This is a genomic window from Streptomyces sp. NBC_00016 (genome assembly GCF_045040885.1).
GTDB lineage: Bacteria > Actinomycetota > Actinomycetes > Streptomycetales > Streptomycetaceae > Streptomyces > Streptomyces coriariae.
The window spans coordinates 7345897-7369920 of the sequence record NZ_CP108304.1 but is presented as its reverse complement, the minus strand read 5'-3'; the positions used below and the strand labels follow the sequence as shown (position 1 = coordinate 7369920).

Genomic DNA, 24024 nt, shown 5'->3' with positions numbered 1-24024 from the left:
CGCCGGTGGTGTCACCCGAAGGGGCGATACCACCGGCGTTTTGAAGAGGCGTCAGGAGAGCGGGGTCAGCCGACCAGATTGTCGGCCAGCTCGTCGCTGAGGTTGGCGTCCGTACCCGCGATGCCGAGGTCGGAGGCCCGCTTGTCGGCCATCGCCAGCAGCCGGCGGATCCGTCCGGCGACCGCGTCCTTCGTCAGCGGCGGGTCGGCGAGCGCGCCCAGCTCCTCCAGGGAGGCCTGCTTGTGGTCCATCCGGAGCCGGCCGGCCGCCGCGAGGTGCTCGGGCACCTCGTCACCGAGGATCTCCAGGGCGCGCTGGACCCGGGCCCCGGCGGCGACCGCCGCACGCGCCGAGCGGCGCAGGTTGGCGTCGTCGAAGTTCGCGAGACGGTTCGCCGTGGCCCGCACCTCGCGGCGCATCCGGCGCTCCTCCCAGGCCAGCACCGACTCGTGCGCGCCCAGCCGGGTGAGCAGCGCGCCGATCGCGTCGCCGTCCCGGACCACGACGCGGTCGACTCCGCGCACCTCACGGGCCTTCGCGGCGATGGACAGCCGACGGGCGGCGCCGACCAGCGCGAGCGCGGCCTCCGGGCCCGGGCAGGTCACCTCCAGGGAGGACGAGCGGCCGGGCTCGGTGAGCGAGCCGTGCGCCAGGAAGGCTCCGCGCCAGGCCGCCTCCGCGTCGCAGGTCGCACCGGAGACCACCTGCGGGGGCAGCCCCCGGATCGGGCGGCCCCGGCCGTCGACGAGCCCCGTCTGCCGGGCCAGCTGGTCACCGCCCGCGACCACCCGCACCACATAGCGCGAGCCGCGGCGCAGACCGCCCGGGGCCATCACGATCAGCTCCGAGCTGTGGCCGAAGATCTCCAGGATGTCCCGCTTGAGCCGGCGGGCCGCCATCGCGGTGTCCAGCTCCGCCTCGATCACGATCCGCCCGCTCACCAGGTGGAGGCCGCCGGCGAACCGCAGAACGGCGGAGACCTCCGCCTTTCTACAGCAGGTCCGGGTGACGGGGAGCCGGGAGATCTCGTCCTTCACCGCTGCCGTCATCGCCATGGGCCGATCCTTCCATGCATCCGAAAAATACGGTCGTACGCGGCAGCCAACAGCTCCGGGTCATGCCTCGGGGTTCCGTCGGGCCGGGCCACCGGCGCCAGCTCGACCGCGGCCCCGAACCTTTTGGCGGCGTCGGTCAGCGAGTCGCGGTCGAGCACGGCGGCCACGTCGGCCAGCACCACGTCCAGGGCGAGTTTAGGGGCGTGTCGTCCCAAAACCTCCAAATGACGCTGCGGGGAGAAGCCGTCGGTTTCTCCGGGCTGCGGGGCGAGGTTCAGGGAGAGCACCCGGCGCGCCTTCGTCTCCATGAGCGCGTCCAGCAGATCGGGCACCAGCAGGTGCGGCATGACCGAGGAGAACCAGGAGCCGGGGCCGAGCACGACCCAGTCGGCGTCCAGGACGGCTTCGACCGCCTCCGGGACGGCCGGCGGGTCGTGCGGCACCAGGTGCACGGACTGCACCTCGCCGGGCGTCAGCGCCACGGTCGCCTGTCCCCGGACCGTGTCGACGTCGTCCGGCCGCTCCGGATCGTGGCCCTTGACCAGCGCCTGGAGCTCCAGCGGTACGGCGGACATGGGCAGCACGCGCCCCTGCGCGCCCAGCAGCTTGCCGACCAGGTCCAGAGCCTGGACGTGGTCGCCGAGCTGCTCCCACAGGGCGACGATCAGCAGATTGCCCACCGCGTGGCCGTTGATCTCGCCCTGTGACTGGAAGCGGTGCTGGATGACCCGGGCCCAGGTCTGGCCCCAGTCGTCGTCACCGCACAGCGCGGCCAGCGCCTTGCGCAGGTCACCGGGCGGGAGTACACCCAGCTCCTCGCGCAGCCGTCCGCTGGAACCACCGTCGTCGGCCACCGTGACGACACCGGTGAGGTCGCCCGTGATCCGGCGCAGCGCGGTGAGCGAGGCGGACAGTCCCATGCCGCCGCCGAGGGCGACGACCTTGGGCTGGGTGCCGCGGCGGCGCGGTTTGCCGCCGCGTGCCTCGACCGGCCGGACCACGCGCCCGTCGGAAGCGCTCCTGCGCAGTCGGCCGAGCCGTGGAGAACGTCCTGTCATTCCCGTCCCATGTCCCGGTGCACGACCACCGTCTCCACGCCCTCGGCCGCGAGACGCGCGGCGAGCTTCTCCGACATGGCCACCGAGCGGTGCTTGCCGCCCGTACAGCCGACCGCGATGGTCACATAGCGCTTGCCCTCCCGGCGGTAGCCCGCGGCGACCAGCTGGAGGAGCTCGGCGTACCGGTCGAGGAACTCCTTGGCGCCGGGCTGGTTGAGGACGTACGCCGAGACCTCCTCGTTGAGGCCGGTGTAGGGGCGCAGCTCCGGGACCCAGTGCGGGTTGGGCAGGAAGCGCATGTCCACGACCAGGTCGGCGTCGACCGGCAGGCCGTACTTGAAGCCGAAGGACATCACGGTGGCCCGCAGCTCGGGCTCCTCGTCGCCGGCGAACTGGGCGTCCATCTTGGCGCGCAGTTCGTGCACGTTGAGGCTGGAGGTGTCGATCACCAGGTCGGCGTCGCCGCGCAGCTCGCGCAGCAGCTCGCGCTCGGCGTCGATGCCGTCGACGATGCGGCCGTCGCCCTGCAGGGGGTGCGGGCGGCGCACGGACTCGAAGCGGCGCACCAGGGCGTCGTCGGAGGACTCCAGGAAGACGATCCGCCGGGTGACGCTCTTCGACTCGAGGTCGGCGAGGGACTCGCGGAGGTTGTCGAAGAAGCGCCGGCCGCGGACGTCGACGACGACCGCGATCCGCGCCACGTTGCCCTGGGAGCGGGCACCCAGCTCCACCATGGTGGGGATCAGGGCGGGCGGGAGGTTGTCGACGACGAACCAGCCGAGGTCCTCCAGACACTTGGCTGCCGTCGAGCGACCGGCCCCGGACATGCCGGAGATGATCACCAGCTCGGGGATGGCCGCGTCGGGGATCCCGGGCGGCGTGACGTCCGTACTCACCTGTGCTCCGTCTTCCTGGCGTACTTCTTGCTGAGGGCTGTCGGGGACCGCGGGGTGCGTGGTGGAATCCTCGCCTGGTTCCCTGGGTCCCTGCTGGGACGCGGCTGTGGGCACAGTAGTGGGCGCCTGTTCCTGTTCCGCTGTGGGGTGTGCGTCGTGCTCGTGCTCGGTCATGTCTCCTGCCCCCGTCGTTCTTCCGGGGCGCCCGTCGTCACGGGGTCTCCGGGGGAACCCGCCGTCGTATCGGGTTCCTCATCATCAATGATCTCTCCGGTCGCCGTGTTCACGGCGGGGGCGGGCGATGCCGCCCGGGCGAGGGCCACGGCGATGGTCTCGGCCGTCTTGCGGCCTATGCCCGGAACCTCGCAGATCTGTTCGATCGTCGCGGCCCGGAGCCTCTTCACCGAGCCGAAGTGCTTGATCAGTGCCTGCTTGCGCGTCTCGCCGAGGCCGGGCACCTCGTCCAGGGGACCGGCGCGGAAGCGCTTGGCCCGCTTGGTGCGCTGATAGGTGATGGCGAAGCGGTGGGCCTCGTCGCGCACGCGCTGGAGCAGATAGAGACCCTCGCTGCTGCGGGGCAGGACGACCGGGTCGTCGTCGTCCGGCACCCAGACCTCTTCCAGGCGCTTGGCCAGACCGCAGACGGCGATGTCGTCGATGCCGAGCTCGTCCAGCGCCCGCTTGGCCGCCGCGACCTGCGGCTGTCCGCCGTCGACGACGACGAGCTGAGGCGGGTAGGCGAAGCGCTTGGGGCGGCCGTCATCGTCCTTGAGGCTGCTGGTGAGGGGCGCTTCGCCGGCGTCGGTCAGGGGCGCGTCGGCGAGGGACGTCCCGGGGGTGTCGGCGAGCGCGTTCTCGCCGTCGGTCCACTCCCCCGTCCGCTCCTTCTCGGCGATGTAGCGCCTGAAGCGGCGGGTGATCACCTCGTGCATGGAGCGGACGTCGTCCTGGCCCTCGAAGCCCTTGATCTGGAAGCGGCGGTACTCGCTCTTGCGCTGCAGGCCGTCCTCGAAGACGACCATGGAGGCCACCACGTCGTCACCCTGGAGGTGCGAGATGTCGTAGCACTCGATCCGGAGCGGCGCGCTGTCCAGGTCGAGGGCCTCGGCGATCTCCTCCAGGGCGCGCGAGCGTGTGGTCAGGTCGGAGGCGCGCCTGGTCTTGTGCAGGACGAGCGCCTGCTGCGCGTTGCGCTCGACGGTCTCCATCAGGGCCTTCTTGTCGCCCCGCTGCGGGATGCGCAGCGAGACGTTGGACCCGCGGCGCTCGGTGAGCCACTCCTGGACGGGTTCGACGGGCTCGGGCAGGGCCGGGACCAGGACCTCCTTGGGCACGGAGTCGCCCCGCTCCTCGCCGTACAGCTGCTGCAGGGCGTGCTCGACGAGGGCGCCGGTCGTGACGTCCTCGACCTTGTCGGTCACCCAGCCGCGCTGGCCTCGGACGCGTCCGCCGCGTACGTGGAAGATCTGGACGGCCGCCTCCAGCTCGTCCTCGGCGACCGCGATCAGGTCGGCGTCGGTCGCGTCCGCGAGCACGACCGCGTTCTTCTCCATGGCCTTCTTCAGGGCCTCGATGTCGTCGCGCAGGCGGGCGGCCCGCTCGTACTCCATCTCCTCGGCCGCCTCCATCATCTGCTTCTCCAGCCGGCGCAGGTAGGTTCCGGTGCGGCCGGCCATGAAGTCGCAGAACTCCTCGGAGAGTTCGCCGTGCTCCTCGGCGGAGACCCGGCCGACGCACGGCGCGGAGCACTTGCCGATGTAGCCGAGCAGACAGGGCCGGCCGGTGCGGGCGGCGTTCTTGAAGACGCCGGCGGAGCAGGTGCGCACGGGGAAGACCCGCAGGAGCAGGTCGACGGTGTCCCGGATCGCCCACGCGTGCGCGTACGGTCCGAAATACCTGACGCCCTTCTTCTTGTGGCCGCGCATCACCTGGACGCGCGGGAACTCCTCGTTCATCGTCACCGCGAGGTAGGGATAGCTCTTGTCGTCGCGGTACTTGACGTTGAACCGGGGGTCGTACTCCTTGATCCAGGAGTACTCCAGCTGGAGCGCCTCGACCTCCGTGGACACCACCGTCCACTCCACCGACGCGGCCGTGGTGACCATCGTGCGGGTGCGCGGGTGAAGGCCGGACAGGTCCTGGAAGTAGTTCGCCAGGCGCTGACGCAGGCTCTTCGCCTTTCCGACGTAGATCACCCGGCGGTGCTCGTCGCGGAATCGGTACACCCCGGGGGAGTCCGGGATCTGTCCCGGCTTGGGGCGGTAACTGGAGGGGTCGGCCATGTCTCACACCCTACTGGCGCGGGGTGACACTCCGGCGGGCTGTGGACGACGGCCGGGTGTCCGAAGGGCCTGTGGACAAGCGGGGTGCCGAGGGCGGGACCCGGAGGCATCGACTCGGCCACACGCATGTGCCACTCGGGCATCAGGTGTTGTCGGGACTTGGTCAACACGCTTCAATGCGGGGGGACTCGGGCCCTGAGGGCCGCCCTACGGATGTGAAGGAGTTCCGGCGACGCCGGAAAAGGCCCCGACCACCCGCACGAACGGTCCGACCAGCCGTCGTGAGCATTCACAGAGAGGCCCCTGCATGCCGCACGCCACACAGCACGCGGACGCCGCCGTCGACGCCGCCTCCGCGGAACTGGACACGGCCCTGCGAGGCGGTCCTTTCCATGTGGCGCTGCGTGCCGCGATCGCCGCCCGTGGCCTGCCCCTGCAACGCGTCCAGCACCATCTGTCGCGGTACGGGGTGAAGGTGGGCGTGACCAGTCTGAGCTACTGGCAGCAGGGCGCCCGGCGGCCGCAGCGCCCCGAGTCGCTGCGCGCCGTGCGTGCGCTGGAGGAGATCCTGCACCTGCCGGACGAGTCGCTGATCCGGCTGCTCGCGGAGCCCGACGGCGGGGACGCCGGCGCGGCGACCGGGCAGTCCGCGGGCCGCTCCTACCGCTCGCTGCTGGAGGCCTCCGGCATTCTCGAACAGCTGCTCGGCGAACTGGAGTGCCCCGTCGACGGGGGGCTGCACATCCTGGGCCACCATGAACGGGTCCGCATCGGGTCGCGCCGTGAGCTGCAGGGACGCGAGTCGCAGCACATCGTGCGCGCGCACCGCGACGGCGTCGACCGCTTCGTGGCCGTCCATCACGGCGACCCCGGCTGCTCACCGGAACGGATGACGGTGCACGCCCTGGAGAACTGCCGGGCCGGCCGGGTCCGCAGCCACCACGACACCGGCGTGCTCGTGGCGGAACTCCACTTCGACACCCGGCTGAGGACCGGCGACACCTTCCTCTTCCGCTACGCCGTCGAGGACGGCACCGCCGACGTCTCCCGTGAGTACGTCCGCGGCTTCGGCGCGGCGGGCGGCCAGTACGCCCTCCAGATCCGCTTCGCCGAGAACGCCGTGCCCGTGCGCTGCCACCGGTTCACCCAGCACTCGGCGGCGGCCCCGCGCGGCGGCCGCCAGGAGCTGCCGCTCAGCGGCCGGCACCGTTCGGTGCACCTGGTCGAGCCTCGGGTGCGGTCGGGCATGGTCGGCATCGGCTGGGACTGGGAGTGAAGGGCGCAGGCTTTCCGCGCGGCGCCGCAATGGGGTAGCTTCCCGGCCTGCGGCTCACCTGCTCCTGCGTCCGTCGCACCCGCGCGGCTGCCCCGCCCCGCGGGCACGGTCCGAGCGGCCGCAGACAGCCAGAGAGAGGAACCGCCCCGTGATCGTCGTCGCCGGTGAGGCACTGATCGACCTGGTACCGCAGGGCGCGGGTGCCCTCGCCGGTCTCCAGCCGGCGCTCGGCGGCGGCCCCTACAACACGGCCGTCGCCCTCGGCCGCCTGGGCTCCCCCACGGCCTTCTGTTCCCGCACCTCGCAGGACGCCTTCGGCGAGGCGCTGCTCGCCGAGCTGCGGGACTCGGGCGTGGACGTGTCCGCGGTGCAGCGCGGCACGGAGCCGACCACGCTCGCGGTCGCCACCCTCGACGGGAACGGTTCGGCCGCCTACTCCTTCTACGTCGACGGCACCGCCGACCGCCTGTTCACGGCCCCGGCCGCCCTGCCCGCGGGCACGCGCGCGGTGTCCTTCGGCACCTGCTCGCTGATCCTCGAACCGGGTGCGAGCGCGTACGAGGAGCTGATGCGGACCGCCGCGGCGCAGGGACTCTTCACGGCGCTCGACCCGAACATCCGGGCCGGGCTGATCCCCGACGCCGACGCCTACCGGGCCCGCTTCAAGAGCTGGCTGCCCTCGGTGTCCCTGCTCAAGCTCTCCGAGGAGGACGCCGCGTGGCTGGGCGGCACCCCGCGCGAGTGGCTGTCCGCCGGTCCCTCGGCCGTCGTGATCACCCAGGGCGGCGACGGGCTGACCGCCTTCACGCAGGGCGGGGCCGTGTACGCGGTGCCGGGCGAGCGGGTGGACGTCGTGGACACCATCGGCGCCGGGGACACCGTGAACGCGGCTCTGCTGCACGGCCTTTCGGCGCGGGACGCCCTGTCCCCGGCCGGCCTCGCGGACCTGGGCGCCGACGGGTGGGAGCAGTTGCTGCGGTTCGCCGCCCGCGCGGCGGCGATCACCTGCTCCCGGGCCGGCGCGGAACCGCCGTACGCCTCCGAACTGGGCGGCTTCCCGGACTCGTCGTAGGCCTGCCGAACAGCCGGTGGAACGACGGACGGCGCCTCGCGGGGAGTTCCCGCGGGGCGCCGTCCCTTTCACCGGCTCGCCGGGCCTGTCGGCCCGGGTCTGGAGCGGGCCGCGCGGCCCGTGTCGGGTCAGGCCTTGCGGGCCCGTGCGGTCTTCTTCGCGGGGGTCGCCTTCGTGGTCGCCCCGGCGGCCTTCTTGGCCGCCGTGTTGTTCACGGCGGTCGTCCTGGCCGTGGCCGCCTTGGCGGTCGTCGTCCTGGCGGTCGCGGTCTTGCGCGCGGTCGTCTTCGCCGCGACCGTCTTCTTCGCCGCCGTCTTGCGCGGGGCCTTCACCGGAGCCGCGTCGCTGATCCGGTCGGCGCCGAGTACCTCCCGCAGGAACTTGCCGGTGTGGCTGGTCGACACCGCGGCGATCTCCTCCGGGGTGCCCTCGGCGATGACGAGGCCACCGCCGGCGCCGCCCTCGGGACCCATGTCGACGACCCAGTCGGCGGTCTTGATCACGTCGAGGTTGTGCTCGATGACGATGACCGTGTTGCCCTTGTCGACCAGGCCGGCGAGCACCTTCAGCAGCTTGCTGATGTCCTCGAAGTGCAGACCCGTGGTCGGCTCGTCCAGGACGTAGACCGTGCGGCCGGTGGAGCGCTTCTGAAGCTCGCTGGCGAGCTTCACCCGCTGGGCCTCGCCGCCGGACAGGGTGGTCGCGGCCTGCCCGAGCCGGACGTAGCCGAGGCCGACGTCCTTCAGGGTGTTGAGGTGGCGGGCGATCGCGGGGACGGCCTCGAAGAACTCCGTCGCCTCCTCGATGGGCATGTTCAGGACGTCGGCGATGGACTTGCCCTTGTAGTGGACCTCCAGCGTCTCCCGGTTGTAGCGGGCGCCGTGGCAGACCTCGCACGGGACGTAGACGTCCGGGAGGAAGTTCATCTCGATCTTGATCGTGCCGTCGCCCGCGCAGTTCTCGCAGCGGCCGCCCTTGACGTTGAAGGAGAAGCGGCCCGGCAGATAGCCGCGGACCTTCGCCTCGGTGGTCTCCGCGAACAGCTTGCGGACGTGGTCGAAGACACCGGTGTACGTGGCCGGGTTGGACCGCGGGGTGCGGCCGATGGGCGACTGGTCGACGTGCACGACCTTGTCGACGAGGTCGTCGCCGTCCACGCGCGTGTGCCGCCCCGGCACGCTCCTCGCGCCGTTCAGTTCACGGGCCAGGTGCGTGTACAGGATGTCGTTGACCAGCGTCGACTTGCCGGAGCCGGAGACGCCGGTGACCGCGGTGAACAAGCCCAGCGGGAAGGACACGTCGATGTCCTGGAGGTTGTTCTCGCGGGCGCCGTGGACGGTGAGCCGGCGGGACGGGTCCTGCGGGCGCCGGATGTCGGGCACCGGGATCGCCTTCTTGCCGGACAGGTACTGCCCGGTCATCGACTCGGTGTTGGCGAGCAGTTCCTTCAGGCCGCCGCTGTGCACGACCTTGCCGCCGTGCTCGCCTGCGCCGGGACCGATGTCGACGATCCAGTCGGCGACCTTGATGGTGTCCTCGTCGTGCTCGACGACGATCAGCGTGTTGCCCATGTCCCGCAGCCGGACCAGGGTCTCGATCAGCCGGTGGTTGTCACGCTGGTGCAGGCCGATGGACGGCTCGTCGAGGACGTACAGGACGCCGACGAGGCCGGAGCCGATCTGGGTGGCCAGGCGGATGCGCTGGGCCTCGCCGCCGGAGAGCGTGCCGGCCGCGCGGTTGAGCGAGAGGTAGTCCAGACCGACGTCGACGAGGAACCGCAGCCGCTCGTTGACCTCCTTCAGGACCCGCTCGGCGATCTTCTTGTCGCGGGCGTCGAGCTTCAGCTCGCCCAGGAAGTCCGCGCAGTCGCTGATGGACATCCCGGAGACCTCGGCGATGGACTTCTCCATGACCGTGACCGCCAGGACGAGCGGCTTGAGGCGCGTGCCCTCACAGGTGGGACAGGGCACCTCGCGCATATAGCCCTCGAAGCGCTCCCGGCTGGCGTCGCTCTCGGCCTCGCCGTGCCGCCGCTTCACGAACGGGAGGGCGCCCTCGAAGGGGGTCGTGTAGACGCGCTCTCGCCCGTACCTGTTGCGGTAGCGGACCTCGATCTGCGTCTTGTGGCCGTGCAGCAGGGCCTTCCTGGCGCGCAGCGGCAGGCCAGCGAAGGGGATGTCGGTGCGGAAGCCGAGGGCGTCCGCGAGGGCGCCGATCAGCCGGCCGAAGTAGTCCTTGGTGTGGCCGTGCGACCAGGGGTGGATGGCACCCTCGTCGAGGGACTTGTCCTCGTCCGGGACGATCAGCTCGGGGTCGACCTCCATGCGCGTGCCGATGCCGGAGCACTCGGGGCAGGCGCCGAAGGGCGAGTTGAAGGAGAAGGAGCGGGGCTCCAGCTCCTCGAAGGACAGGTCGTCGTACGGGCAGTACAGGTGCTCCGAGTACATGCGCTCGCGCTCGGGGTCGTCCTCGGGGAGGTCGACGAAGTCGAGCACGACCATGCCGCCGGCGAGGCCGAGCGCGGTCTCCACCGAGTCGGTGAGCCGGCGCTTGGCGGACTCCTTCACCGTGAGGCGGTCGATGACCACCTCGATGGTGTGCTTCTCCTGCTTCTTCAGCGTGGGCGGGCTGGACAGCTGGATCGTCTCGCCGTCGACCCGCGCGCGGGAGTAGCCCTTGGTCTGGAGGTCGGCGAAGAGGTCGACGAACTCTCCCTTGCGCTCGCGCACCAGCGGCGACAGCACCTGGAAGCGGCTTCCCTCGGGCAGCTCCAGGACCCGGTCGACGATGGCCTGCGGCGACTGGCGCGTGATCGGCCGGGAGCACTCGGGGCAGTGCGGCTTGCCGATGCGCGCGAAGAGCAGGCGCAGGTAGTCGTAGACCTCGGTGATGGTGCCGACCGTGGAGCGCGGGTTGCGCGAGGTCGACTTCTGGTCGATGGAGACAGCCGGGGAGAGGCCCTCGATGAAGTCGACGTCCGGCTTGTCCATCTGGCCGAGGAACTGCCGGGCGTACGAGGAGAGGGACTCGACGTAGCGCCGCTGGCCCTCGGCGAAGATGGTGTCGAAGGCCAGCGAGGACTTGCCCGACCCCGACAGGCCCGTGAAGACGATGAGCGAGTCGCGTGGCAGATCGAGCGAGACATTCTTGAGGTTGTGCTCGCGCGCGCCACGGACGATGAGACGGTCGGCCACGCCGGTCCGCACCTTTCTTGAGAGAAGTGACAGGGGCGGGGCCCCCGTCTTTCTCAGACTAGGGCGAGCCACTGACAACGCCGGTCGGGATTCACCGGTTCACAACAATCCCCGGCCTTCCAGCATGCCCGACGCCGCCACCGACCATATAGCACGTGCATTCGATTTGCGGGCTCGGTCGACCACCTTCACCCGAAGAGGTGGCGAGGCTAGGGTCAGCACCATGATTGATCACGCTCATGACCTGGAGTCTGTACGCGAAGCGACCGAGCGGCTCCTCACCGCAGTCGCCGAACTGGACAACGCGTCGGCGGCCGAGCCGTCACGCCTGCCCGGCTGGAGCCGCGGACATGTCCTGGCTCACATCGCCCGCAACGCGGACGCCCTCACGAACGTCCTCGAGGGCCGTCCCATGTACGCCGACGCATTCGTCCGCGACGCCGACATCGAGCGGGACTCCCCGCGCTCCCTGGACGTCCAGATCACGGACGTCCAGGAGAGCGCGGCCCGCTTCCAGGCGACGGGGGCCGTGCCGGCGGACTGGTCACGCACGGTGGAGCTGCGCAACGGGGTCGTCGACGCGGCGGCCCGCGTGCCGTTCCGGCGGTGGGTGGAGGTGGAGCTGCACTCCGTGGACCTCGGCATCGGCTACGAGCTGGAGGACCTGCCGGAGGAGTTCACCCCGCGGGAGATCGAGTTCCTCGCGGAGCGGTTCACCGGGCGTCCCGACGTGCCGCCGACGCGCCTGACGGACGGCACGCGCGCGTGGCTCACGGGCCGCGCGGCCGAGCGGCCCGAGGTGACCGTCACCGGCACCCCCGCGGACCTCCTGGGCTGGCTCGCCGGGCGTCGCGACGGTTCCGGACTGACGGCGGACGGCGGGCCGCTGCCGGCCCTTCCGCCGCTATAGGCTGCCGTCATGACGTACAGCGGTGAGGTGACGGTCGGCGGACCGGCGGACGTGCACGAGCTCAAGGACCTGATGATCACCAAGATCGCGGTCGGCCCGATGAACAACAACGCCTATCTGCTGCGCTGCCGGGCCACGGACGAGCAGTTGCTGATCGACGCGGCCAACGACGCGCACGCCCTGCTCGGCACGATCGGCGACGACGGCATCGCGTCCGTCGTCACCACGCACCAGCACGGCGACCACTGGCAGGCACTCGCCGAGGTCGTGGCGGCCACGCACGCGCGTACCTACGCCGGCCGGGAGGACGCCGAGGGCATCCCCGTGGCGACCGACGTCCCGGTCGACGACGGTGACGTCATCCGGGTGGGGAACGTCGAGCTCACCGCGCGCCATCTGGTGGGGCACACGCCCGGCTCGATCGCCCTGGTCTACGACGACCCGCACGGCCACCCCCATGTGTTCACCGGCGACTGCCTCTTCCCCGGCGGCGTGGGCAACACCCGTAAGGACCCCGAGGCGTTCGCCCGTCTCATCCGCGACGTCGAGACGAAGATCTTCGATGCGCTGCCGGACGAGACCTGGGTCTATCCGGGGCACGGCAACGACACGACGCTGGGCGCGGAGCGGCCGCACCTTCCGGAGTGGCACGCGCGCGGGTGGTGAGTCCGCACGACAGAGGGCGCGCGTTGCCGAACGCGCGCCCCGTGTGAATCGCGCGCACGCGCCGGTCCCCCACGCGCGCTCCCCGCACTCGTGGTTGCGCGGTCAACTGGTGTCAGTTCCGCGCGGGATGACGGCTCCGGCGCGGATCGGGCCGCCGGTCTACGATCCCCGCCCTCGGCCGGCGGCCCAGGCGGGTCCGCCGAGCCTGTTCACGAGAACGCAACACCCGTTCCCAGTATGCGGACAGGTCATGGTGTGACCTCGACAAACCGGGGTTTTCGCTGCCACTCTCCCGCCATGCACCTCGCCCCTCGTGTACTGCGCCGCGCCGTCGCCGGCGCCACCGTGGCCCTCCTCGCGACCGCTGTCGGCTGTGCCCCGCAGCCGGAGGACAAGGCGGCGTCGTCGCCCTCCGGTTCGAGCGCGGACACCTGCGCCAAGGGTGAACTGGCCACCGAGACCTCCGGCAAGCTGACGATCGCGACCGACGAGCCCGCGTACGAGCCGTGGTTCAAGGACGACAAGCCGGCCAACGGCAAGGGCTTCGAGTCGGCGGTGGCGTACGCCGTCGCGGAGCAGCTCGGCTACGACAAGAGCGCCGTGGTCTGGCAGAGCGTGCCGTTCAACAAGGCCTACGCGCCGGGCGAGAAGACCTTCGACTTCGACATCAACCAGGTGTCGATCAGCGACGAGCGCAAGAAGGCCGTGGACTTCTCGTCCGGCTACTACGACGTGCGCCAGGCCGTCATCGCCCTGAAGGGCACGAAGGCCGCCGAGGCGACGAGCGTCGCGGACCTCAAGGGCCTCAAGCTGGGTGCCCAGGTCGGCACGACCAGCCTCGACTACATCGACGACGTGGTGAAGCCGACCCGGGACGCGGCCGTCTACGCCAAGAACGACCAGGCCAAGTCCGCGCTGAAGAACGGCCAGGTCGACGCCATCGTCACCGACCTGCCGACCGCCTTCTACATCACGGCCGCCGAGGTCACGGACGCCGAGATCGTCGGCCAGTTCGAGAACCAGGGCGGCACACCGGAGCAGTTCGGGCTGGTGCTCGACAAGGGCAGCGCGCTCACCTCCTGCGTGACCGGCGCCGTCGACGCGCTCCGCGAGAACGGCACCCTGGCGAAGATCGAGCAGCAGTGGCTCTCCGACGCCGTCGACGCGCCGGTGCTCAAGTGACGGTCACCGAGGACGAGTCCGGCCGGGAAGGCGCGGACGACGCGGACAACGTGGACGAGGCGGACGGCGAGGACGGCAGGTCCGGGGGCGCCAAGGGCGCCCCCGACGACGGCTACGTCCCTTCACAGCGGCGGCTGGAGCGCGAGCGCTACCGGCGCACGCGTGCCCGCCGCGCCACCGCGATCGCCGCGCTGTCGACCCTGGTCACGGGTGCCGTCCTCTACCTGGTCGTCGTCGGCGCGCCCGGCTGGCCGCGCGCCAGGGAGACCTTCTTCGACGGGCAGTACGCGCGCGAGGCGTTCCCCAAGGTCCTCGAAGGACTCTGGCTGAACGTCAGACTGCTGCTGGTCTGCGGCGCCGCCGTGCTCGTCCTCGGCATGCTCATCGCCGTGGCCCGCACCCTGCGCGGGCCGGTGTTCTTCCCGCTGCGGGCGCTGGCGGCGGCGTACACGGACTTCTTCCGCGGTCTGCCGCTGATCATCAACCTGATGATCGTGGTGCTGGGCGTCCCGGCACTGCGGCTGCAGGGCGTGACCGTCGACCCCGTGCTGCTGGGCGGCACGGCACTGACACTGACGTACTCGGCGTACGTCGCCGAGGTGTTCCGCGCGGGCATCGAGTCCGTGCACCCCTCCCAACGCGCCGCGGCCCGCTCGCTGGGCCTGAACAACCGGCAGGCGCTGCGCCACGTCGTCCTCCCCCAGGCCGTGCGCCGCCAGGTGCCGCCGCTGCTGAACGACCTGGTGTCGCTCCAGAAGGACACCGGTCTCGTCTCGATCGGCGGCGCGATCGACGCCGTCCGCGCGGCGGACATCATCGTGGGCCGCAGCCTGAACTACACGCCGTACATCGTCGCGGGACTGGTCTTCGTGGCCCTGACCATCCCGATGACCCGCTTCACGGACTGGGTGACGGCCCGGATGGACCGTCAGCGGGCCCAGGGAGGAACGACATGAGCGACGCTCCGGCACCGCAGACTCCGGCGCCACGGACTCCGGTACCACCGGCTCCGGTGCTCCGGATGGAGTCCGTCCGCAAGACCTTCGGCGGGTCCGTCGTCCTGCGGGACGTGGACCTGGAGGTCGCCCCGCACACGGTGACCGCGCTGATCGGCGCCTCCGGCTCCGGCAAGTCCACACTGCTGCGCTGCGCCAACCTGCTGGAGGACATCGACGACGGCGCGATCTGGCTGGACGACGAGGAGATCACCGACCCGCGCGTCGACCAGGACGCGGTGCGGCGCCGGATCGGCGTGGTCTTCCAGGCGTACAACCTGTTCCCGCACATGACGGTGCTGGAGAACATCACGCTCGCCCCGCGCCGGGTGCACGGCGTCGCCCGCGCGCAGGCCGAGAAGCACGCCGGGGAGCTCCTGGAGCGGCTCGGGCTGGCCGGTAAGGCCGGCGAGTATCCCGACCGGCTCAGCGGTGGCCAGCAGCAGCGGGTCGCGATCGTGCGCGCGCTGGCCGTGCGTCCCCGGCTGCTGCTGCTCGACGAGATCACGGCGGCCCTCGACCCCGAGCTGGTGGGCGAGGTCCTGAACGTCGTCCGCGACCTGAAGGCCGACGGCATGACCATGGTGCTCGCCACCCACGAGATGGGCTTCGCGCGCGAGGTCGCCGACCAGGTCTGTTTCCTGGACGGAGGCGTCGTGCTGGAACGGGGCACCGCCGAGCAGCTCTTCGGGGACCCGCAGCAGGAGCGCACACGGCGCTTCCTGCGGCGGATCGTGGAGGCGGGCCGCCTCTGAGGGGCGCGGTAAGGGGCTACGGCCTGGAGGGCGATGCTTACGCGTCCGCCTTGCCCGCCCCCGCCAGCGCGGCCACACGCTCCACGCCGAACACGTATCCCTGCACCCCGCAGCCCGCGATGACGCCGTCGGCGCGCAGCGAGACGTAACTGTGGTGCCGGAAGGACTCGCGCTGGTGGATGTTGGAGATGTGGACCTCCAGCACCGGCAGGCCGTCACAGGTGTTGAGGGCGTCCAGGATCGCGACCGACGTGTGCGAGTAGGCGCCCGGGTTGATCACGATGCCGCAGTGGTTCAGCCGCGCCTCGTGGATCCAGTCGACGAGCTGCCCCTCGTGGTTGGACTGCCGGAAGTCCACGGTGCCGCCGTGCGCGGCTGCCGCCCTGACGCACAGCGCCTCGACGTCGGCGAGCGTGTCGGAACCGTAGATCTCCGGCTGCCGCTGGCCCAGGAGGTTCAGGTTGGGGCCGTTCAGGATCATGATCGGGGCGTTGGCCAGGCTGCGGGGCACGGTTCCTCCGGTCCGTTCGTGGGCGGCCCGTCCAAGGCCACCGCTCACACCGGTTTATCACGGTGAAACCGCAGGGCAGCAGGCCGTACCCTCGCGCCATGACCGCGCCCTCGTATCCCCCGAAGCCGTCGCCCGGCGACCGCATAGCCGTCATCTCGCCCTCCGCGGGCCTGCCCGGGCTCTTCCCGCGCCCCTACGAGCTGGGCGTGCAGCGGCTGCGCGAGGAGTTCGCTCTGGAGCCCGTCGAATACCCGACGACGCGCAGGATGGGGGCGACGCCGCAGGAGCGCGCCGACGACATCCACGCCGCGTTCGCCGACCCGGGCGTTCGGGCGGTCGTCGCGTCGATCGGCGGCGAGGACCAGATCACCGTACTGCCGCTGCTGGACCGGGAGTTGCTGCGCGCCGACCCGAAGCCGTTCTTCGGGTGGAGCGACAACACCAACCTGCTGGCGTTCCTGTACAACTCCGGCGTCGTCGCCTACCACGGCGCGAGCGTGATGTGCGAGCTGGGACGCCCCGGGGCCATGCACCCGCTGACCGCCGACTCGTTGCGCGCCGCGCTGTTCACCTCGGGCCCCTACGAGCTGCGGTCCGCCGAGCGGTGGAACGACTTCGGCGGCGACTGGGGCGACCCGGCGACCTTCGCGTCGGAGCCCGACAGCCGGCCCGGCGCCGGCTGGAGCTGGGTCAACGCCGACCGCGTGGTGGAGGGGCGCAGTTGGGGCGGCAACCTGGAGATCCTCTCCTGGCTGCTGATGGCCGACCGCGAGATCGCCCGCGACCTGGCGGTGTACGACGGCGGGGTGCTGATCCTGGAGACGTCGGAGGAACTGCCGAGCGCCACGGAGGTCTTCCGGATCCTGCGCAACATGGGCGAGCGCGGTCTGCTGCGGCGCTTCCCCGCGCTGCTGATGGCCCGGGCCAAGAGCCGGTCCTTCGAGCGCCCCAACAGCCCGGAGGAAGGCGCCCGTTACGCGGCCGAGCAGCGCGCGGCGGTGGAGCGCGCGCTGCGGGCGTACGCGCCCGACACCCTGGCCGTCTTCGACGTGGACTTCGGCCACACCGACCCGCAACTCGTCATCCCCTACGGCGGCACGATCCGCGTCGACGGTCCCGCGCGGCGCATCACCGTGACCTACTGAGCCCCCCTCGCGGCGGTCCGCGCCCCCACACGCCCCCGTAACCCGCGATCACTGTGGGTAGTTGACGCGGCATGCACGACGTACACACCGTGAAGGCGCCCTCCATGCCGCGGCTCGCGGCCGCCTCGCTCGCCGGGACGGCCATCGAGTTCTACGACTTCTTCGTCTACGGGACGGCTGCCGCGCTGGTCCTGGGGCCGCTGTTCTTCCCGACGTTCTCGCCGCTGGCGGGGACACTGGCCGCGTTCGCGACGTTCGGCGTGGGGTTCGTGGCGCGGCCGCTGGGCTCGGTGCTGTTCGGGCACATCGGGGACCGGCGTGGACGCCGGCCGGTCCTGGTCGTCTCCCTGCTGCTGACCGGTGCCTCGACGGTCGCGGTCGGCTGCGTGCCGACGTACGACACGATCGGGGTGGCCGCTCCCCTGTTGCTGCTCGTCCTGCGCTTCCTCCAGGGGCTCGGGCTCGGCGGGGAGTGGGGTGGGGCGGTGCTGCTGACCGCGGAACACGCGCCCGCCGAGCGGCGCGGGCTGTGGTCGAGCTTCCCGCAAGTGGGGCCCGCGGTGGGCTTCGTGCTCGCCAACGGAGTGGTGCTGGTCCTGTCCGTGACGCTGACGGAGGCGCAGTTCGCGCAGTGGGGGTGGCGGGTGCCCTTCTGGGCGGCCGGGGTGCTGGCCGTGCTCGGGCTGTGGCTGCGCTCGTCGCTGCCCGAGAGCCCCCGGTTCCTGGAGATCGACGACCACGCGCGGGTGCCGCTCGTGGAGGTCGTGCGCGACCACTGGCGGCTCGTCCTGCTGACCGCCGGCGCGCTCGCCGCCGGCTACGCGATCTTCTACGCCGTGACGACCTGGTCCCTGGCGTACGCGACGGAACGGCTCGGGGTCAGCCGTACCGTCATGCTGGTCTGCATCATGGCCGCGGTGGTGGTGAAGGGTTCGCTGACTCCCGTGATGGCGATGCTCGGCGACCGCTTCGGCCGCCGGCCGATGTGCCTCGTGGGCTGCGCGGCGGCCGCGCTGTGGATGTTCCCGCTGGTCGCGCTGCTCTCGACCGGCGAGCCGCTGCCGATGTTCCTCGGCTTCCTGGGGGCGCTGCTCGCCTTCGTCACCATGTTCGCGGTGATCTCGGCGTATCTGCCGGAGCTCTACGCGCCGCGCGTGCGCTGCACCGGTGCGGCGGTCGGCTACAACCTGGGCGGGGTCCTCGGGGGTGCGCTCACGCCGATCGTGGCGACCGCCCTCGCCGAGCGCTCGGGGCGGGTCCCGTGGGGTGTGGGCGCCTATCTGACGGGGATCGCGCTGCTCAGTCTGGGCTGCTTCGCGCTGCTGCCGGAGACCCGGCCGGTGCGGGTGGCCGCCGTGCGGCCGGCTACGGATTGATCGCCAGCTCCAGGTAGGCCGCGAACAGCACGAGGTGGACGCCGCCCTGCAACGGCGTGGCCCGTCCCGGGACCACCGTCAGCGAGCTGACCACGACGGTCAGCGCGAGCAGCACCATATGGGTGGGGCCGAGCCCGAGGACGAGCGGCCCGGAGAGCCAGAGGGAGGCCAGGGCCACCGCGGGGATGGTGAGCCCGATGCTGGCCATCGCGGAGCCGAGCGCGAGGTTGAGGCTGGTCTGCACCCGGTCGCGGCGGGCGGAGCGCAGCGCGGCGATCGTCTCGGGGAGCAGTACGAGCAGCGCGATGATCACACCGACCACCGCTTGGGGCAGTCCGGCGGCCTCCACTCCGGACTCGATCGTGGGCGAGACGCCCTTGGCGAGGCCCACCACACCGATCAGGGCCAGGCCGAGCAGCCCGAGGCTGATCCGGGCGGTCCGGGCCGTGGGGGCTCCGGCGTGGTCGTCGGCGGTGATCACGTCTCCCTGCCGGGTGACCGGTAGGAAGTAGTCACGGTGCCGGATGGTCTGTGTCGTCACGAACAGGCCGTACAGGACCAGTGAGGACAGGGCGGCGAAGGTGAGCTGGACGGCGGAGAACTCCGGGCCCGGTTTGCTGGTGGTGAAGGTCGGCAGGACGAGGCTGAGCGTGGCCAGGGTGGCGACGGTCGCGAGCGCCGCTCCGGTGCCCTCCGGGTTGAAGATCGCCGTGCCGTGGCGCAGCGAGGCGACCAGGAGGGAGAGGCCGACGATGCCGTTGCAGGTGATCATCACGGCCGCGAAGACCGTGTCCCGGGCCAGGGTCGAGCTCTTGTCCCCGCCGTCCGCCATCAGGGTGACGATCAGGGCGACCTCGATGATCGTCACGGCGACCGCGAGGACCAGGGATCCGAAGGGTTCACCGACCCGGTGGGCGACGACCTCCGCGTGGTGCACGGCGGCCAGAACCGATCCGGCGAGGACCAGCGTCACCACGACGACGACCGCGCCGGGCAGGTCGTGTCCCCAGGTCAGGGCCAGCAGGACGACCGCCAGCGCCGGCACGAGCGCTGTCCACCGGGTCGTGACCGACCTGAGCCGAGCGATCATGCAGCGATCGTCGCAGAGCCGTAGGGGCTCCGCATTCCGGCCCGTCCCGCCCGTGCGGCCCGTCCCGCCCGTGCGGGCAGGACGGGTGGTGGTGCGGCTGCCGTCACCTGAACTCGGTCGTGTCCTGGACGTCGCAGTCGGTGAAGGACGGGGGCCGGGTACACAGGGCGGCCATCCGCTCCGCGAACTTGCCCGTCTCCGGGTCTTCGCTGTTGCGCATGGCCTCCTCGTGGGAGTCGAACTCGATCACCACGAGGTAGCGGTTCGGCTGATCGCGGTCCTTGAGGACTAGGCGGCGCGTCGGGCCGTCGGGCCGGCCCGTGATGCGCTGGTCCCCCTCCTCGGCCAGCGCCCGCATCTCGTCGATGCGGTCGGTCTCGAACTCGAGGATCTGGACGAACCTCTGCGATGTGCCCACGGTGCCTCCACCCGGAACGGGCGTCCCCGGATGGAAACGCCCAGCTCCCAAAGAAGCACCGGGAGCGGTGCTCGGCAATGCGCCGCGCACCGCTCCCGGGGGTGGTTGTTCCTACGTCCTGCGTGGTCAGGCCTCGATGCTGTCCTTCGGAGCGCCTTCGCTCTCCGCACGCGCCGCCTCGGCCGCCGCCTGCTTCTTCGAAGCCAGCAGACTGGTGATCGTGGTGACGATCAGAACGGAGCAGATGACGCCGAGCGAGACCGGGATGCTGATCTCGGGGACGTGGACCCCGGACTCGTGCAGTGCGTGCAGCACCAGCTTGACGCCGATGAATCCGAGGATGACCGACAGGCCGTAGCTGAGGTGGACCAGCTTCCTCAGCAGGCCGCCGATGAGGAAGTACAGCTGCCGGAGGCCCATCAGCGCGAACGCGTTGGCGGTGAACACGATGTACGGGTCCTGCGTCAGGCCGAAGATCGCGGGGATCGAGTCGAGGGCGAAGAGCACGTCGGTGGTGCCGATCGCGAGCATCACGACCAGCATCGGGGTCATGACCCGCTTGCCGTTCTGCTCGATCCACAGCTTCGTGCCGTGATAGCGGTCGGCCACGCCGAACCGCTTCTCCACGGCCTTGAGCAGCTTGTTCTCCTCGAACTCCTCGTCGTCCTCGTCGGCGCGGGCCTCCTGGATGAGCTTCCAGGCGGTCCAGATCAGGAAGGCGCCGAAGAGGTAGAACACCCACGCGAAGCTGGCGAGGATCGCGGCGCCCGCGGCGATGAAGATCGCCCGCAGGACCAGGGCTATGAGGACACCGACGAGCAGGACCCGCTGCTGGTACTGCGACGGGACCGCGAACTTCGCCATGATCAGGACGAAGACGAAGAGGTTGTCGACGCTGAGCGACTTCTCGGTGATGAAGCCCGCGAAGAACTCGCCGGCCGGCTCACCGCCGCTGAAGACGAGCAGCCCGACTCCGAAGAGCCCGGCCAGGGCGATCCAGACGACGGTCCAGATCCCCGCTTCCTTGATCGACACGTCGTGCGGCTTACGGCCGATGAAGAAGTCGACCGCGATGAGGGCGGCAAGGCCCACGATGGTCAGGACCCATAGGGCCAGGGAAACATTCACTGCGCCTCCGACAGTACGTAACGGCAGGTGATCAGCGTCGTCGCGCTGCCGGAGGTCTCTTCCACCCGAGATGGGCCGACGCCCCGGGATCAGGCCTGATCCGTATTGACGGGTACGCCGCAGCAGGGAGTACTCCCCTCCGTGAGGAAAACAGTACCCCAAGCACCAAGAAAAGGTAAAGCGATTGGTAAAAGAAAGACCAAGTTCCCTGGTCAGGGGACTTTACTAGTACTTGGCGCGAGCTGCCGCGACCTGCGCGAGGACCTGCTGGAGCACCTGACTGCCGGCCGGCACCAGGCTCGGCTCGTACGTCCAGGCGTGCCCCACCCAGGGGTCGGCGAGGTGATCCTCGGCCACCGGCGTCAGCCGCAGCAGCGCACGCCACAGCGGATCCAGCAACGGACCGTAACTGTCGGCGTCCTCCCGGTCGGCCACCATCATCAGGTGGACACCGACGCCGGGCCCCTCGTCCGCGAGGTAGCGCAGCTGGGTCACGGCACGGTCGTCGAAGCCGTGCGGGAAGTCGTTGACGACCAGGAGCTGCTGGGCCGTGTCGAAGCCGGGCGGCAGCGAGTCGGCCATGCCGCCACGCACCGCCATCTGCACCAGGTCGACCCGCTCGGTGAGCCGGCCCAGGACCGCCGCGACTCCGGCCGCGCCGACCGCGGGCGGGGCCGCGAGCACGCCGCTCTGCACCAGCGGCGCGAGTTCCCGGGCGCCCGAACCGGCCGGATCGACGACATGCACGGTGAACTCGTCCGCCGGATGCACCGCCAGCAGCCGGGCCGTGTGCGCCACGGCCGACTCCATGGCGAGGCGGCGCAGTTCGTGGGAGTCGGCGAACGACCCGTCGGACAGGCCCGACCGCCCGCTGTCGATCCACAGGCCGCGCTCGAGCGGGAGCCTGACCAGCATCGGGATGCGCAGCGGGTCGCTCTCGGGAAGGTGCAGGTCGCCCAGGCGCACGGCCATGGGCATCTCCATGGGGACGCGGTAGGCGTGCCAGACCGGGTTGTCCCAGCGCGCGTACGCCGCGGGCAGCGCCGGTTCGACCACGTCGGCCTCGGCGCCGAGCTGGACGAGATCCCGGTCCAGAGCCTCCCGGGCCTGGTCGACGAGCTGGATGTGCTTGGCCTGGGCCGCCTCGCGGGCGGCGTCGCCCTGGCCGCCCATCCTGCTGCGCGGGTCGGACAGGACCTGGTCCAGCTCCTTCTCCATCCGCGTATCGGCGAAGTCGACGGCGCTGCGGTACGCGGCCGTGCTGCGGGCCAGGTCCTCGAACATGCCCCAGACCTGGTTGTAGAGCCGCTCCTCCATGGACCAGCCGGTCGCGTCACCCGCGACGGGCCGGGCGGGCTCTCCGGGCCGGGCCGGGGGCGCGGTGGGCGGAGGCGGGGGCGGAGCGGCGTTCTGCCGACGCGGATGGCTGTAGTCGATCGGGCCACCGGCGGTGGGTGTCGTCGGCGTCGGCTGGGTGGCGTCGGGATCCGCCGGAGCGGCGCCCGCCGGGTAGCCCGTGGCCGAGGGGCCCTGCGGGTTCTGGGTCGCCCCGTACGGGCCGGCGGCGCCCTGGGTGCCCTGCGTGCCGTACGGCGAGCCGCTCTGGTCCGGGCCGAGGGCGGACGCGGCCGCCTGCCGGGAGCGGTCGCCTTCGGCGGTACGCGGCGGCGCCTGCACCGAGCGGGCCAGGCCCTGGACCACGGCGTCGTTGATGCCGGCCGCGAGTCGCTGCGCCTGCGTCAGCCCCTGGTCGGTGAGGAGTTCGGCGAGGCCGCCCGCATAGCCCTGGCCGACGGCACGCACCTTCCAGGCGCCCTGCCGCCGGTACAGCTCCAGCGCGACGACCGCCGACTCCGCGTCCAGGCCGGTGATGGTGTAGGTGGCGACCTCGGCGCCGTCGAGGCCGGTGACCGCGACGAAGGGGGCCGCGACCGAGCCGAAGCTGACCGGCCCGCCGACGCCCGTGGGCAGCGCGAGCAGCACGCTGACCCGGTGCACGGCCGCCGACACGGCGTCCAGATCCACCGCGAGACGGTGGTCGGCGGCCGCCTGCCGGGAGACCTCCAGGCCGGGCAGGGTGGGTACGCCGGGGTGGGCCACCCACTCGACGCCGGGGACCTTGCCGCTCTCGTCACCGAGTGTGGCAACCGCCATGACCGGCCTGCCGGCCGAGACCCGGATCTCGAGGCGGACCTGGGAGAGCGGGTGGTTCTGCCCCCGCACCAGCTCGGCCGTCATCGCCTGTCGTCCCCCTGCGTCGCGTGTGATGTTGTCTCGGTGCCGCTCTCCGCCCTACAGCGCGGGCAGGATCGCGGGCATCAGGTCCTGGAAGGTGCGGCCGTTGGCCGGAGCGCCGAGGGCCGTCATGTTCCAGCCCCCGCCCACCCGGTGCACCTTCGCCATGATCTGCGCGGTGTAGGCGCCGCCGCCCGCCAGCGTGTAGCGCGCGAGCTCCTGGCCGTTGGTCTCGTCGACCAGACGGCAGAAGGCGTTCTGCACTTCCTGGAACGTCTGGCCGGTGAAGGAGTTCACCGTGAAGATGATCTGGTCGATGTGGACCGGCACGCGCGCGAGGTCGACGAGGATCGCCTCGTCGTCGCCGCCCTGACCGACACCGCCGACGAGGTTGTCACCGGTGTGACGGACCGAGCCGTCGTCACTCACCAGGTGGCGGAAGAAGACGACGTCGACCGGCTGCTTGTCGGCGAACAGGACGGCGGAGGCGTCGAGGTCGATCTCCCGCGTCCGGGAGCCGAACAGGCCGCGCCGCGGGGCCGCCTGCCAGCCGAGACCCATGCGCACCGCGGTCAGGCTGCCCCCGTCGTGCTTCTGAAGACTGATGGCCTGACCCTTGGTCATGTTGACGGTCACGCGCTGATTCCCCTCTCGAGCTGTCCCCTGTTGCCGCGAGCCCGCGGTTGACGGAAACCCTACGCAAAGGCACTGACAGTGCCGTACCCAGGCCCGCACTTTGTGTCGGTCTTGCAACACAGGGCGTGCGGGGCGGGGGCACAG

Annotated in this window: 20 protein-coding genes; 9 read left to right on the top strand and 11 right to left on the bottom strand. The window is 71.2% G+C overall.

Annotated elements, in window-relative coordinates:
• Nucleotides 1-65: 65 nt before the first annotated feature.
• The 4 genes from whiA to uvrC are packed head-to-tail and all read right to left on the bottom strand — an operon-like array spanning nt 66 to nt 5291.
• Nucleotides 66-1055: a DNA-binding protein WhiA gene (gene whiA, locus OG933_RS32540; protein WP_020131902.1), complete on the bottom strand. Its 990-nt coding sequence runs from the start codon at nt 1053-1055 to the stop codon at nt 66-68.
• Complete coding sequence (gene yvcK / locus OG933_RS32535) at nt 1046-2113, bottom strand: uridine diphosphate-N-acetylglucosamine-binding protein YvcK (protein WP_028807185.1); 1068 nt, start codon at nt 2111-2113, stop codon at nt 1046-1048. The genes whiA and yvcK overlap by 10 nt, the downstream gene beginning before the upstream one ends.
• The gene (gene rapZ, locus OG933_RS32530; RefSeq protein WP_362267260.1) at nt 2110-3183 is read right to left on the bottom strand and encodes an RNase adapter RapZ; all 1074 of its coding nucleotides are present in this window, start codon (nt 3181-3183) and stop codon (nt 2110-2112) included. The genes yvcK and rapZ overlap by 4 nt, the downstream gene beginning before the upstream one ends.
• A complete protein-coding gene (gene uvrC, locus OG933_RS32525) occupies nt 3180-5291 on the bottom strand; it encodes an excinuclease ABC subunit UvrC (protein WP_405630406.1) in 2112 nt (703 codons plus the stop codon). Before uvrC ends, rapZ begins: the two co-directional genes overlap by 4 nt.
• A gap of 307 nt (nt 5292-5598) precedes the next feature.
• Here uvrC and OG933_RS32520 point away from each other — a divergent pair, with 307 nt between their 5' ends.
• Together OG933_RS32520 and OG933_RS32515 are read left to right on the top strand one after the other, a co-directional pair.
• Entirely contained in the window at nt 5599-6567 is a 969-nt protein-coding gene (locus tag OG933_RS32520) for a hypothetical protein (RefSeq protein WP_362520506.1), read from the top strand.
• 148 nt (nt 6568-6715) lie between these two features.
• Nucleotides 6716-7639: a carbohydrate kinase gene (locus tag OG933_RS32515; protein WP_405630403.1), complete on the top strand. Its 924-nt coding sequence runs from the start codon at nt 6716-6718 to the stop codon at nt 7637-7639.
• Between the two features lie 128 nt (nt 7640-7767).
• On the opposite strand, the gene uvrA is transcribed toward OG933_RS32515, so the two are convergent.
• A complete protein-coding gene (gene uvrA / locus OG933_RS32510) occupies nt 7768-10833 on the bottom strand; it encodes an excinuclease ABC subunit UvrA (protein ID WP_405630400.1) in 3066 nt (1021 codons plus the stop codon).
• Between the two features lie 223 nt (nt 10834-11056).
• On the opposite strand from uvrA, the gene OG933_RS32505 reads away from it, so the two are divergent.
• The 5 genes from OG933_RS32505 (at nt 11057) to OG933_RS32485 (ending at nt 15341) form a co-directional block, all read left to right on the top strand.
• Nucleotides 11057-11743: a maleylpyruvate isomerase family mycothiol-dependent enzyme gene (locus tag OG933_RS32505; protein WP_405630397.1), complete on the top strand. Its 687-nt coding sequence runs from the start codon at nt 11057-11059 to the stop codon at nt 11741-11743.
• A 9-nt stretch (nt 11744-11752) separates the two neighbouring features.
• Nucleotides 11753-12409, top strand: a complete 657-nt coding sequence (locus OG933_RS32500) for an MBL fold metallo-hydrolase (protein ID WP_362520494.1) — start codon at nt 11753-11755, stop codon at nt 12407-12409.
• Nucleotides 12410-12706: 297 nt separating this feature from the next.
• Nucleotides 12707-13591: an ABC transporter substrate-binding protein gene (locus OG933_RS32495; protein ID WP_362520491.1), complete on the top strand. Its 885-nt coding sequence runs from the start codon at nt 12707-12709 to the stop codon at nt 13589-13591.
• Complete coding sequence (locus tag OG933_RS32490) at nt 13588-14547, top strand: amino acid ABC transporter permease (RefSeq protein ID WP_362520488.1); 960 nt, start codon at nt 13588-13590, stop codon at nt 14545-14547. The genes OG933_RS32495 and OG933_RS32490 overlap by 4 nt, the downstream gene beginning before the upstream one ends.
• A 65-nt stretch (nt 14548-14612) precedes the next feature.
• Complete coding sequence (locus OG933_RS32485; RefSeq protein WP_323178973.1) at nt 14613-15341, top strand: amino acid ABC transporter ATP-binding protein; 729 nt, start codon at nt 14613-14615, stop codon at nt 15339-15341.
• A gap of 37 nt (nt 15342-15378) precedes the next feature.
• Here OG933_RS32485 and aroQ read toward each other — a convergent pair whose 3' ends face one another.
• The gene (gene aroQ, locus OG933_RS32480) at nt 15379-15852 is read right to left on the bottom strand and encodes a type II 3-dehydroquinate dehydratase (protein ID WP_405630394.1); all 474 of its coding nucleotides are present in this window, start codon (nt 15850-15852) and stop codon (nt 15379-15381) included.
• Nucleotides 15853-15950: 98 nt separating this feature from the next.
• On the opposite strand from aroQ, the gene OG933_RS32475 reads away from it, so the two are divergent.
• Together OG933_RS32475 and OG933_RS32470 are read left to right on the top strand one after the other, a co-directional pair.
• Entirely contained in the window at nt 15951-16997 is a 1047-nt protein-coding gene (locus OG933_RS32475) for a S66 peptidase family protein (protein WP_405630392.1), read from the top strand.
• A gap of 71 nt (nt 16998-17068) precedes the next feature.
• Nucleotides 17069-18373: an MFS transporter gene (locus OG933_RS32470; RefSeq protein WP_362520479.1), complete on the top strand. Its 1305-nt coding sequence runs from the start codon at nt 17069-17071 to the stop codon at nt 18371-18373.
• Here OG933_RS32470 and OG933_RS32465 read toward each other — a convergent pair.
• The 5 genes from OG933_RS32465 to OG933_RS32445 form a co-directional block, all read right to left on the bottom strand.
• Nucleotides 18363-19463, bottom strand: coding sequence for an ionic transporter y4hA (locus tag OG933_RS32465; RefSeq protein ID WP_362520476.1), 1101 nt, complete (start codon nt 19461-19463; stop codon nt 18363-18365). The genes OG933_RS32470 and OG933_RS32465 overlap by 11 nt on opposite strands.
• Nucleotides 19464-19566: 103 nt before the next feature.
• Entirely contained in the window at nt 19567-19881 is a 315-nt protein-coding gene (locus OG933_RS32460; RefSeq protein WP_362520473.1) for a hypothetical protein, read from the bottom strand.
• Nucleotides 19882-20007: 126 nt separating this feature from the next.
• The gene (locus tag OG933_RS32455; RefSeq protein ID WP_362520470.1) at nt 20008-21009 is read right to left on the bottom strand and encodes a TerC family protein; all 1002 of its coding nucleotides are present in this window, start codon (nt 21007-21009) and stop codon (nt 20008-20010) included.
• Between the two features lie 225 nt (nt 21010-21234).
• Nucleotides 21235-23247 carry a TerD family protein gene (locus OG933_RS32450; RefSeq protein ID WP_405630388.1) on the bottom strand — a complete coding sequence of 671 codons (2013 nt, stop codon included), beginning with the start codon at nt 23245-23247 and terminating at the stop codon, nt 21235-21237.
• A 54-nt stretch (nt 23248-23301) separates the two neighbouring features.
• Nucleotides 23302-23880, bottom strand: coding sequence for a TerD family protein (locus OG933_RS32445; RefSeq protein ID WP_020131883.1), 579 nt, complete (start codon nt 23878-23880; stop codon nt 23302-23304).
• Nucleotides 23881-24024 lie beyond the last annotated feature (144 nt).